The organism is Sulfitobacter sp. 1A12056, from assembly GCF_043558125.1.
Classification (GTDB): domain Bacteria; phylum Pseudomonadota; class Alphaproteobacteria; order Rhodobacterales; family Rhodobacteraceae; genus Sulfitobacter; species Sulfitobacter faviae.
This window is the reverse complement of sequence record NZ_JBIFFY010000015.1, coordinates 1-12,024: the sequence shown is the minus strand read 5'-3', so window position 1 is coordinate 12,024 and position 12,024 is coordinate 1. Positions and strand designations below refer to the sequence as shown.

Below are 12,024 nucleotides of genomic sequence, written 5' to 3'. Positions count from 1 at the left end.
CCCACATCGACAACCCGACGTTGACAAGACATCATACCATATGATGCTGCGCCGCATCCGAGGTCGGCTTTGAGCCCATCCGAGACATTCAGCCAGGCAACTGGAAGGCTAGCTGTGCTCGAGTGCCGCGGAAGGCGCGGCCCGAAAGCCGCTGTTTCGCCTGCTCATGTGCGACATGATTTGATAAAGGTTGCCTAAACTATTTGGTACGGTATGTTACCGTAAGATTTTCAACAGACAGGCAAGGCATGCAATCCGTTAATCACCGAACTGTGCATGGCGCGGCGCGCATTCAGGCGCTGTCCGATACGGCCGCAGAGCTGTTCCTCGAACACGGCTACGAAGGTGTGTCAATCGACGAACTCATCGGCCGGGTGGGTGGCTCACGGCGCAATGTCTACGGTCGTTTCGGTGGAAAGCAGGGGCTGTTCATCGATGTCGTCACTCGGTTGTGTGATGAACAGGCCCAGCCCTTGCGGGATCTTGATATCGGTGAGGGTGAGATCGGCCCGACCCTGACGACGTTTGGCGAAAGGCTGCTTGAGATCGTCTTGCAGCCGCGCACGCTGGCCCTGCATCGCCTGATGATCGCCAACGGTCAGCGTTTCCCCGACCTGGCGCAGGCCATCCTGCGGTCGGGACATGAGGCCGGCACGGCAATCCTCGCTGAATGGCTTGGTAGGCGGCCCCGATTACGCCACGGCCCGTCGCCCGAAATGCGCGCCGAACAGTTCGTCATGCTGCTGACGGCCGGCCCGCAACTGCGCGCGCTGACCGGTCATACTGCTCCGCTTTCTCCTGCCGAACGCGCGCATCATGTGCGCGAGACGGTATTTACTTTCCTTCATGGCGTCTTGCCCGGAGACAATACTCGACATGCGTAATCTTCCCTGGAAATCGGTCCTTGCCTGGCTGTTGGCCGCGTTCTTTGTCGTGGGCGGGATCGGCAATATCTTCGCCTCTGAAGCCATCCTCGCCGATTACGCAAGATGGGGCTATCCGGGTTGGTTCCACTATGTCACCGGCGTGCTGGAATTGACTGCGGCGGCGCTTATCGCCTGGCGTCCGACTCGGCTCTGGGGCGCAGGCCTCGCCAGCCTGGTGATGCTCGGAGCCGCGGGCACGGTTCTGTCGCATGGCGAATTCAGCCATGCCATCGCCCCGTTGCTGGTTCTGGCCGTGGCGCTGACGACGGCTTTTTTCGCTTACCGCATCGGCAGTTCCGCCGACCAAAGTTGAACGCGAGCATGCTGCTGGACTGAGCATGAGTGGCGGCTTTGGCGGTTGCGTTGTGGTTGTCACGCAATATTCGCATCAGACAGCTCTGGCTTGGTTCTACCGATGTGGGGCCAGGCATCTGCTATGATCTCGCGGACGCAGCGAACGGCAGGAACGTCCGCTTAGCAGCCATCTGCTCTCCAATTTTGTGCTGAGACGCGGAGAATGTCTCCTCCGAGCCCCAAACTGACCGCGTAAGCCGTTGGAGGCTTCGCAGTGGCAGCATGGGCGCGCTTGGTGCGGCCGGCCCCAAGCCGACCTTGAACACAGTTTTTGAATGCTGCGACCGCAATTCGCATTGCTGCCATTCGGTATCGTCAATCTTCACCGGCGTCGCGCCGTTCCCATGCAGCCAGAAACCGGCTGATGGCAGACTTTTGCTGCTCGTTAAGGGCATCGCTGCTTATGGCCTCATTCAACCGCCGCCTGAACTCGCCCACATCAAGCAGTCGATCAATTTTATCCACTTGTGCGCGGTCGTTCTCTCGTTGCACAAGATCGGCAGGTTCACCGCCGAAGCCTCCCATGCCATGACTGTAGGATTTTCCCAAGAATGCCACAGCAAGCTGATAGAGCTTTGTATCGTCTCCAAGAGCTTGAGTTGTGTAGGACATGACCTCACCAGCTCCATCAGGCTGTAGCCTGTCCCATTCAAAAAGCAGGCGGGCAGGACTATTTGAAGACAGTATAGTGCCGTTGGAAGCCGCTGCCCGAAGCATTTCGAGTGTTTGGCCTCGAAGCTGCTCCGCCACGGTTTCAGTTGTGAGCGTTTCCGCTTCTGAAGAAGGATCGCGGTCAGGATTGCTGGGGTAGTAATCCTCCCAAGCCGAATTGCTGAAATCGACGTGCCACTGCAAGGTGGCTGCGGCAACAGCCCTTGCCAAAATCTCGGATCGTTCCTCAAGGGTAGTTCGGTCTCTGAGTATGGATCGCAACAGCCAATACAGCCTGAGCCTGTTGTCGCCGAACGATGCGAAACCGCGCTCCTCATCTTGGTCCAAGAACAATTCGTCGGCCATGCCAAACAATGCGGTAAGCAACTTCTGGCCCTGTTCGAGTGAGATGTTGGGTCCGTGGGCCGTCAACTCATCAAGGATATAAGAGGCTTTAGTTCGTCCTTCCGCTTGAGTGGTCCCAATGGCCTCCCGAACGCGACCCTGAATTTCTTCAACTGTTCGTGCGTCATCAAGGAGGTAGTTGAGTTCTGCCTTCGGGATCGTTTTGGGGGAGATCGAATATCGGAAGTAGGTGTCAAAGTGCTCGGATGAACAGACCCGCCTTTGACAAGCCCATTCTCTGGTCCCGGAATACGACATGTTCGCGAAGACGTTTTGCAACTGAGGGAACAGTCTCATGAGGGCTTCCCGAAGTTGCTCATGATTCTCTTCAGGCTCACTGCCCAGAAGCATTGATGTGTATCGTGCAGAACGGGCATCACGCTGGTCACTCCCATTGTTGTGACCAGCATTCAGGATGGCTGATCGGTTCTGTCGTATGGCCCTATAGACCGCTGGCCGGAACACTCTCAGAGTCTCAAGGCTCACAAAATCTGGAAAAAAGACATCCGACTTGATGGGGGTGATCGTAATCGAAAGCGTATTGGCCAACCGTAATACATCCCGTGGCGTCTTTAGCTCCGGCACTACGATAGAATGGAACAAATTGCCAAACTCGACGGGATCAATTTCAGGCAGATCGGCGGCCAACCCATTCAGCACCTCACCCATCATGATGTTCAGATGTGATTGATCGGGTTGAGGAAGCTCGAACCCCGCTTGGATGATCTTTTCAAGGTAGTGCGCACCTTCGGACGGAAACCGACGTGCAACGGCCTGCTCCGTGGCCTCGCGGTCGTAGGCTAAGAGATACATAACGTTTGGAAGCCGTCCTACCGATTTTACCAACCGGAAAATGACCAGTGCCTCCTCCGGTGAAAGGCGATCCAGATCATCGATGACGACGAGGAACTTCTTCCCTGCTTCAAGAAGGGCCTCGGCTAAGGTTGCCTGTAGGTCCTCCGCAGTTTCTCCCTGCTCTATGAAGCCACCAAGTGCGTCCAGGGTTGCAGTCGTTGCTTTCTCTCCCACTGACCCTGCGAACAAGCCGACGGCCATTCCTGCCAGGCTGCTTGCGCCTGCAAGGTTAGCCCCCAACTTACGAAGTGCCCCAGCGGCCTTCGTCTTGTCCGACAGGACAGGTGAAAGTCCAGCATAGAGTTCCTTGAAAAAACCCACGGCGAGGGCGTCTTCGGTGCGATACATCCACGCCGGAAAGCTGATCACATCAAGATCGGGTGCGTCCTTCGCAAGGTGGTGCCGGACAAGATTGATAACGCTGCTCTTACCAGAGCCCCAAGGGCCATAGATCGCTACGACGCTACCAAGCGGGTTCTCCACGCTACGAATGCAATCGCTGATGGCACTGGCGAACGGATCAAAGCCAAATCGGTCATTGTCGGGGCTGGTGATTGGGACGTCATCAAAATTACTCATCCGTTACCTTGTGTAGATTTGCCGTAGGGAAGTTGCGGACAGGGAAGGAGACGAATGTCCGCTCTCGTGACCAGCAATATAAGCTGTTCGCGCGCGTAGCTATAGTCCGCTCACCGTCCCGAGTGGACTGTCGCGACCGGCCCTCTCTGGTCATTCGCCAGCTTGGCCGTAGCTGCGCCGCATCTTCCCCGAACCGGTCTTTCGCGGCACCCGCATCACCGTTGCCGTGGCCAGTGATGTTTTTCCCGACTAAACTTCGTGCCAGTCTCGAATGGAGCGGCAGAGATCGCTCATGGCCATCCCGGTCCGGATTCCACTACTCAGAACGGGAACATTTTCGGTGAACATCGGCTCACTTTCGCCGTCCGCAACAAAGTGAAGCACACCGGTTTCGTTGTCTTCGTCCTTAATAAATGCCCAAACGCCGAGATACTCGCCATCGCGCGTCAGAACGTCACCGCGCTCGACACCGCTTTCAAAACCAACGAGATTGATAGGGTATGTGAATTCCATGACCGCAAGATACAGTGCCATAACGAACATGCAACGCCTCTGCGACTTGGCCTGGGCGAATACACGTTTACTTGCGGCCCAAAGCTGACAGTAATACGCTTGCAACTTTATGCGACGCAGCTTCGTCGGATTGGACGTTGGCCTCCGCAGGTGCCAATTCTCCACCCTTGTGCGCCAGCATTCTTCCGGGCGAGGATGGATTTCAAAGGTATTAGGACACCACTACTGGGGTGACTTGCAAGAAGAGAATCTCCTCGTATTCGGCATCATGCGAATTTTGCTTGAAAATTTAGGAGACAAAAGTTCAGGGAGCATGGGATGTGCTGTGATAATGAGGAGCTGAAAGCTCTGAGAGAAGAATACCTAACAGCGGCCGGCTTGGCTGGACCCGACCGATCATGCGCAAGGCGTCAAGCGCTTGACCGCGCTTGGTCTGTCAGGAACTTCGAGATCGACCTGTATTGGAAGCGTTCTCTCTACTTCTGGGGGTTTCAGGTGGCCTTCTTGGCAGGTGCGGGAGTCGCTATTGGCATGCTGAATGAGGCAGATCGTCAGATAGAACCGTTCCTACTTACATTTGGCATTCTTCTCTCATTGCTGGGATGTCTCTCCGCCACCCTTTGGGTGGCATTAGAGCGCGGCTCGAAAGACTGGCAAGACAACTGGGAACGACACATCGACCTTCTGGAAGAAGAGTTCACGGGTGCAATCTATAAGACCTACGTCGTGCCGATAGAGAGAAATGGACGGTCGTTTAGCGTTTCAAAACTGAACAGTTGGATGACTTTGGCAACAGCTGGGTTCTGGAGCGCCGCACTCGTCATCCTACTCTTTGGCTTGGTTGCTCGTTTCGGATATTCGGCTCCCCACTACGGCTTCGGAGTTGCCGTGGTGTTCTTTTTCGTATTGTGGGTTCGATATTGGGCCGGAATAGAAGTTGGCGTTAGGTCGGGGTGGAGCGCCGGCAATCAAGCGCCAACTTCATCATACAAGGTTCTAAGCCGAAAGCTTAGCAGGGGGCCTAAGATCAAAAAAACGACTGACCTTCAATAGAGAAATAGAAAGTCAATTTTTATTAAGATTGGAATGATGGGGCCAACGAATGCGGGTGATACTTCTGGGGGCTGGTGCATCGAAGAGCTACGGGGCTTCTCCTACTGGACAACGGATGCCGATTGCAAATGATTTCTTCCCAACATTCTTCAGGTTGAAGGCAGCCTCAAACCCTTGGGTGTTGCGTGATGGGCTGATAAGCTATCTCAAATCTCAGAAAGGCATAGAGGATACGGATGCCTACCTCGCAGCAGGTGTAGACATTGAAGAAATACATAGCGAGATAGCCGTCAAGCTGGCCGGTGTTGAAAGAGAGCCGGGTGGGATCGATCGAATAATTCTTTCGAGGCCTTACAATCAGCTTATCTTTCTTTTTGCTACGGCGCTGAACGAAATCGCTAACGGCCCAGTCTCGCAGAGCCACGTTGATCTCGCAAACTCGCTTGGACCTGAAGATGTCGTCCTGACCTTCAACTGGGATACTCTTATGGATCGCGCGCTGATGGAGGCGACTGACTGGTCGCCAGACAATGGATACGGGATTTCGCCGCATAGACTGTTTCGCGATGGTTGGACTGAGCCAGACGACCGAACTTCGTCCAACAAGCTCATCAAATTGCACGGGTCGGTTAACTGGCTAACGTCCCATCCAGTATATGAGGGCGAAGAATTGGTTCTGACGCATGCGCTTCCAGCCGATTCTCTATTTGTCTATGAGCATGCCACGCGTCCCTATGCGACACATGCAGGTCGATATACACCCGGCTATGCCCCAATGAGCTACGGCTATTACCCGCCCAACCTGACAGACGTTCCGGGCCGGCCGGCTCCTGATGGCTACCTTATTGTTAAATTCCAGCCTAAGAATCCATGGATGCCTGAAGGCCAAGCGGGAAAAAATGGCCTGCCGTCAATGCCGTTAATCATTCCACCGGTTAAGGAAAAGAGCTATAAGTTCTTTGGCAGCTTGTTTGAAACGCTTTGGGAGCAGGCTGGCAATGCGCTTATAGATTGCGACGAAGTGCTCGTGATCGGTTACTCATTTCCCAAGACTGACCTAAAGAGCCTCGACCTATTTAGGGAAGCGTTTCTGCGGCGGAGGTCTGTTCCACGCGTAACGATCATTGACCCTAATCCAAGCCGTCCGAAAGATGTTTTTCGTTTGGAGTTGGGGATTCCGGACAGCCATTTGCGAGTGGTGGCGGGCCCTTTCGTTGGTGCAGAAACGATTGGGCCCATCTTCGGCAGTTGAGTGAGCCGAGTGCCCTTGAAACAAAGAGCCACTGACATCTCTGCCGCGGCGAAATTCTGCTCTCCGCCCTCGGTGTCGATCATGCCGGCGCCGCCCCGGAACCCGGCTGAATGTCGGCTTCCGCAGAATGCTAAGGCTGCCCTCGCGCCTGCGGCGAATGACGGGAATCCGCCCTTCATTCCAAAGGCCCTCGCAATCGCAGCGCAAACTGAGCAGCGGCAGCAAACGGCAGGAAAGTCCGCATCGCCGACATCGAAGTAATCAGAATTGGGTTTTGCGAGATTGTTTACGACTATTTTTTTCGCAAACTGGATTTTGTGAGTCCCTTCGTAGGGACAACAAGCCGCTGAATAACGCGACATGAATTTTCCACAAACCGCTGATCTTCAAGTTTGCGAAAAAATCGAAACAGATTAAGGTCCTGTAAATAATATAAAAATTAATTTGACCTTGCGATCTCGCCAAACTCACTTTGAGTCTCGAGAGTTTGGCAGGAAGATAGATGGAAAAGCATACGACATCGATCCGACACAAAATCGTGCGCCGTTCCCGAAGAACGGGCTCGTCCCGTGTCAGGTGCCGATCAGACATCACTGCACGGTGGAGGGGGATACCTGCTCGCTCAAACCCCAATTTCAGGATCAGACTGATCTTCCCGTGCATTCTCGATCGCCATGCACTATCTTGATGGCATCATCAGCCCGTCATCGTGAAGCAGTCGGGAAGTTCCAGCTTCCGGTGCTCCAAGGTTGGGTAGCAGAGCAGCGACTAAGCAGACTCTACATCAGACTGAGAGATCTCGGGGGCAGGTTAGATTATCAGACGGAAGGACGCGCTTAGCCCACCATCGACGACTAATTCGAGGGCATCAATGCGGGCGATCCCTTCCAGTGTCCTTCTGGATCAAACGCAGCTTCAGAGGCATCAGTTGGGCAATGAGTGCCAAAAAAGTCTATTCAGTCGGTTCGCAGCAATCCCTAAATTATTTATCTAATTCCCCCGACAGAGCTTCGATTGTTGTTTCGAGGCCTTGGCGCATATGCTCTTTTAGATGGGCCAGCATTCGAGGAAGGCTATCCCCGCAGGCAAGATCGACGTACTTATCATGAGATCGGCGCAGCGGCCCCTGGCGGTGGTGAGCCTGGTGGTGCAGCCAAAAGTAGAAATATACGTTCACACGCATTGATTGCCAGCTTTTCATTAGTAGGCTGTGTTGGCTAAGTTCGAAGCACCAACTGTGAAGGTGCAACTCTTGTTCAATCGCCCGCCGACCGTCACTGTCGGCGTCGATCGTAGCTTTCAGCTCGTCGCTCCTTTGTCTTAAATCCAAAATGGCTTCTTCAGTCCGCTTCTCCCAACAGCGCTCGAACGCAAAGGATTCAAGAGCGGTGCGCAGAGAGTACAATTCTTCGAGGTCCTTACGCGTGACTGAACGAACATAGAGCCCTTTGTAAGGCACACTAACCAGCAGACCAATTTCTGCCAGCTCTCGAATGGCTTCCCTCAGTGGTCCGCGGCTAACATTAAGAGCTTTTGCAAGCTTCTGTTCGGTGAGGCGCTCGCCCGGAGCGAAATTTCCCCTAACTATATGCTCGGTGAGCATCTGTGCTGCGCGACGGCGAATGGTGCCGTCGTCAAGAGGTCGCAGCTCCGTCTTTGACGCAAATCCCACTTCCTGCTCCCATTAGAGTTTCACGGAACACTGCCAAAAAATCTAGGCGAGTTCAATAGATTGTCACATTGTTGACAATCGGACAATGCATGGCTATTCAGGTTTTGTTGTACCCGTGCGCAATGCAAAAATTGGCAAGAAGACCAATTTGGGGACCGACGTCGAAAGTTAGGATTTACCCACAGGAGAAAAACATGTCGCTCATCTCACGCTTAGCCGGTCTTGCCAGCTTCGGATTGATGGGGCTGACCGCCCCGACAGCTCAAGCGCAGGAATTTATCACTATCGGCACAGCCGGGCAGACCGGTGTTTATTACGTTGTCGGCCAGTCTCTTTGCCAGTTGGTGAACCGTGCAAGCGCCGAGAATGGCCTTAAATGTACGGCTCCGGCCACGGGTGGCTCCATCGCCAACCTCAATGGCATTCGCGCAGGAGACCTTGATTTCGGAGTTGTGCAATCTGATTGGCAGTTTCATGCGCTGAATGGAACGAGCGCCTTTGCTGACAGCGGGCCGAACGAAAATTTGCGCTCGGTTCTGTCGGCCCACGCCGACGTTGTAACAATTCTTGCGCGCACAGACGCGGATATTGCCACAATGGAAAATCTGCGCGGCAAGCGGGTGAACATCGGGAATCCTGGCTCAGGGTCACGGGCGACGGCAGAAGTTTTGCTCGATGCTATTGGCATCGAAATCAGCGAGTTGGCCTTGGCGGCAGAGTTGAAATCTGCAGAGCAATCCGCGGCACTTTGTGACAACAAGGTTGACGCCATCATGTTTTCCGCCGGTCATCCGGTAGGCAATATCACCGAGGCGACCGTTTCCTGCGATACAACCTTCTTGCAGATCGATGGCCCCGCAGTGGATAAACTGGTCGATGAAACAATCTATTATTCCAAGGCGACCATCCCGGGTGGCCTTTACAAAGGCCAGCCCGACACTATTCAGAGCTACGGCCCACTGGCCACGTTGGTCACCTCCACCAACACGAGCGACGATGCAGTCTATGCCATCGTGAAAGCGCTTTTTGATAATTTTGACCGTTTCAAAGGACTTCACCCTGCTTTCGCGAACCTCAAGGAAGAGGGTATGATCTCCAACGGCATCATCGCGCCACTGCACGAGGGCGCGATGCGCTACTACAAGGAGCGCGGCTGGATGTAATCCTTCCGGCTATACAACAGCCGCGCCAAGTTGCACGGCGCGGCCCTCCCCCATGTCAGCTAAGGTCCAACCCCATGAACACTGAAGACACCAGCCACACAACCCATGACGCGGAGGAGGACGCCCGCAACCGGGATATCAAGATTTACGTCAACGGCGAGATCGTTCATCGCGACGAGGCCAAGGTTTCAGTCTATGATTCCGGCTTCATGCTCGGCGACGGCATGTGGGAAGGGCTACGGCTTTACAACGGTAAATGGGCGTTTTTCGACGAGCATATGGATCGGTTCTTTAACTCCTGCAAAACCGTTTCTCTCGACGTCGGCCTGACTAAAGATGAGATGCTGGACGCGCTGAACCGCACTGCTGCTGCAAACGGAATGACTAATAACGTCCATTGCCGATTGATGCTAACTCGGGGGATCAAAGATAAGCCGTTCCAGCACCCCAGTCTTAGCCGGTCCGGTCCGACACTCGTTCTAATCATGGAGCATTCCAAACCGGTAGACAGTCTCAGCAGCCAAGGCATCCGTCTGGCAACCGTGCCGCAGGTCCGCGGCTTACCGATGAGCCAAGACGCAAAGCTTAACAGCCACTCAAAGCTTAACTGCATCATCGCCTGTCTTCAGGCGGAGGAGGCGGGGGCGGACGAGGCTCTGATGCTTGATCCGCACGGTTTCGTAAACACCACCAACGCGTGCAACTTTTTCATCGTTCGCCGCGGTGAAGTTTGGACCTCAACCGGAGACTACTGCATGAACGGCGTTACTCGGCAAAAGGTAATTGACCTTTGCCGGGAGAACGATATCCCGGTTTTTGAAAAGAACTATTCGCTCTATGAAGCCTATGGCGCAGACGAAGCTTTTCTCACCGGCACCTTTGGAGCGCAGACGCCAGTGGCAAGCATCGACGGCAAGAGTATTGGCGCTGGCGATCGCCCGATAACAGGACGCCTCCGCGAGCTTTACAAAGATTTGGTCAGCAGCAATACAGGTTTGGCGTAATGCCTCCTCTTGAAGTCCAAGGCTTGGGGCTTGTGGGATACTTGCTTTAACCGCGGCTTAGTTTGGATCTGGCAGGCAATCACGGAAGGGGCTAGGTCGGATGCGGAGGTCCATCTATGCGCAACCCTGACAGCCTTACGACTAAGACAAACGAAGACACACCCAAAGGTCTCGCGTTTGCCATCACGGCCTATGTGCTCTGGGGGTTTTTGCCCCTCTATATGAAAGCGCTGTCGCACATTCCGGCTGCCGAGATTGTTGCGCATCGGGTGGTCTGGTCTGTGCCCATTGCCGTGCTTGTACTGGTAGTGATGCGGCGGACCCAGGATTTAAAAGCAGCGCTACTTTCTCCCCGAACGCTCCTCATGGGCGCGGCGACGGCGACGCTGATTTCGGTCAACTGGGGCATTTATGTCTGGGCGATTGCCTCGGGCCATGCACTTGATGCGGCACTGGGGTATTATATCAACCCGTTGTTTAGCATTCTGTTGGGCGCGCTCCTTTTGGGCGAACGCATGTCAAAACGGCAGTTAGTTGCAGTTGGCCTTGCCTTCGGGGCAGTTCTGGTTCTGGCATTGGATACTGGATCAGTTCCTTGGGTTGCTTTGGGCCTGACGCTGAGCTGGGGGTTTTATGCACTGGCAAAGAAGGGTTTGGCGATTGGGCCCAATCAGGGCTTCTTACTTGAAGTGCTCATCCTGCTGGTCCCGGCCTTGGGCTACATTGCCTATCTAACAGCGACCGGTCAGGGAAAATTCCTTACGGCGCAGCCCCTTGATACCTGGCTCTTACTAGGCTGTGGCGCGGTCACGGCAGTGCCATTGTTGATTTATGCAAACGGCGCCAAACTCCTTCGACTCTCGACCATCGGAATTTTGCAGTACATCGCGCCGACCATGATTTTCATCGTGGCGGTCTTTGTCTTTGACGAGGAATTCGGACGCGCGCGGATGATTGCCTTTCCGATGATATGGGCGGCCCTGATCCTTTATTCGTCCTCGATGCTCCAACAAATGCGTCAGAGCCGCCGTGATAAGGGTCCCGTACAGCAGGGTTAAGCGCTGGGTAGATGCCTAAGACCGGAAGGCTGCTCAGAGTCTGCACCCCGTTCTTTTCAACCTATGCTGCGCGTAGACACAAACATTCCAAAAGAGAGTTTGGTTTGCTTTCACCACAGCGAGCTCTTGTGCGAATTTATTGACCACAACGTTATTCAGAAGCGCCTGTATTGCGAAAAACAGCGCAAAAACCCTCTGGATGCCCACATTAGGCTGCAAATACCGATCTTTGAAAACGTGCGAATAACAGGGTGGGTGAATTATTCGAAAACCGTTTAAAAACATGTGGTTGACTCGCATCTCGACCCGGTGTCACATGGGGCGAAAATCACCTTCCCATGGTTCAGGGCGACCGGCATGACACTGACAATTCAATTCAACAGCGGCTGGATCCCAATCCTTTCGGATTTGCATGCCAATACGTACGACCACAGAGGGACTGATCCGATCACCTCGCTGGGGGGTAGTGTCCCGGGGAGTGGTGTAGGAGCTGGCGTCCACCTGCTTCTTCATAGCTGGTGTTGCTCGTTCACTGAGCG

At 54.3% G+C, this 12,024-nt stretch carries 11 protein-coding genes; 8 read left to right on the top strand and 3 right to left on the bottom strand.

Going from position 1 to position 12,024, the window contains the following annotated elements:
- The first annotated feature begins 248 nt into the window (after positions 1 to 248).
- Both ACGYLD_RS17190 and ACGYLD_RS17185 read left to right on the top strand, forming a co-directional pair.
- Positions 249 to 884, top strand: a complete 636-nt coding sequence (locus ACGYLD_RS17190) for a TetR/AcrR family transcriptional regulator (protein WP_295039787.1) — start codon at positions 249 to 251, stop codon at positions 882 to 884.
- Positions 877 to 1,239 (top strand): DoxX family protein, encoded by a 363-nt coding sequence (locus ACGYLD_RS17185; protein WP_295039788.1) that lies wholly within the window; start codon positions 877 to 879, stop codon positions 1,237 to 1,239. Before ACGYLD_RS17190 ends, ACGYLD_RS17185 begins: the two co-directional genes overlap by 8 nt.
- A gap of 356 nt (positions 1,240 to 1,595) precedes the next feature.
- Here ACGYLD_RS17185 and ACGYLD_RS17180 read toward each other — a convergent pair whose 3' ends face one another.
- Together ACGYLD_RS17180 and ACGYLD_RS17175 are read right to left on the bottom strand one after the other, a co-directional pair.
- The gene (locus ACGYLD_RS17180; protein WP_394403332.1) at positions 1,596 to 3,770 is read right to left on the bottom strand and encodes a P-loop NTPase fold protein; all 2,175 of its coding nucleotides are present in this window, start codon (positions 3,768 to 3,770) and stop codon (positions 1,596 to 1,598) included.
- 249 nt (positions 3,771 to 4,019) lie between these two features.
- Positions 4,020 to 4,283, bottom strand: a complete 264-nt coding sequence (locus ACGYLD_RS17175) for a hypothetical protein (RefSeq protein WP_394403330.1) — start codon at positions 4,281 to 4,283, stop codon at positions 4,020 to 4,022.
- A 318-nt stretch (positions 4,284 to 4,601) separates the two neighbouring features.
- Here ACGYLD_RS17175 and ACGYLD_RS17170 point away from each other — a divergent pair, with 318 nt between their 5' ends.
- On the top strand, positions 4,602 to 5,336 hold the full coding sequence (locus tag ACGYLD_RS17170; RefSeq protein ID WP_394403328.1) for a hypothetical protein: 735 nt from the start codon (positions 4,602 to 4,604) through the stop codon (positions 5,334 to 5,336).
- A gap of 49 nt (positions 5,337 to 5,385) precedes the next feature.
- Positions 5,386 to 6,588 carry a hypothetical protein gene (locus ACGYLD_RS17165; protein ID WP_394403327.1) on the top strand — a complete coding sequence of 401 codons (1,203 nt, stop codon included), beginning with the start codon at positions 5,386 to 5,388 and terminating at the stop codon, positions 6,586 to 6,588.
- 982 nt (positions 6,589 to 7,570) lie between these two features.
- On the opposite strand, the gene ACGYLD_RS17160 is transcribed toward ACGYLD_RS17165, so the two are convergent.
- Positions 7,571 to 8,260: a GntR family transcriptional regulator gene (locus tag ACGYLD_RS17160; RefSeq protein ID WP_394403325.1), complete on the bottom strand. Its 690-nt coding sequence runs from the start codon at positions 8,258 to 8,260 to the stop codon at positions 7,571 to 7,573.
- Positions 8,261 to 8,454: 194 nt separating this feature from the next.
- Here ACGYLD_RS17160 and ACGYLD_RS17155 point away from each other — a divergent pair, with 194 nt between their 5' ends.
- From ACGYLD_RS17155 to ACGYLD_RS17140, 4 genes are all read left to right on the top strand, one after another.
- A complete protein-coding gene (locus ACGYLD_RS17155) occupies positions 8,455 to 9,423 on the top strand; it encodes a TAXI family TRAP transporter solute-binding subunit (protein ID WP_394403323.1) in 969 nt (322 codons plus the stop codon).
- A 74-nt stretch (positions 9,424 to 9,497) separates the two neighbouring features.
- Positions 9,498 to 10,427 (top strand): aminotransferase class IV, encoded by a 930-nt coding sequence (locus tag ACGYLD_RS17150; RefSeq protein ID WP_394403321.1) that lies wholly within the window; start codon positions 9,498 to 9,500, stop codon positions 10,425 to 10,427.
- Positions 10,428 to 10,543: 116 nt separating this feature from the next.
- On the top strand, positions 10,544 to 11,485 hold the full coding sequence (gene rarD, locus ACGYLD_RS17145) for an EamA family transporter RarD (protein ID WP_394403319.1): 942 nt from the start codon (positions 10,544 to 10,546) through the stop codon (positions 11,483 to 11,485).
- A 357-nt stretch (positions 11,486 to 11,842) separates the two neighbouring features.
- Positions 11,843 to 12,024: hypothetical protein (locus tag ACGYLD_RS17140; RefSeq protein WP_394403317.1), on the top strand; the 182-nt coding region annotated here is incomplete at its 3' end.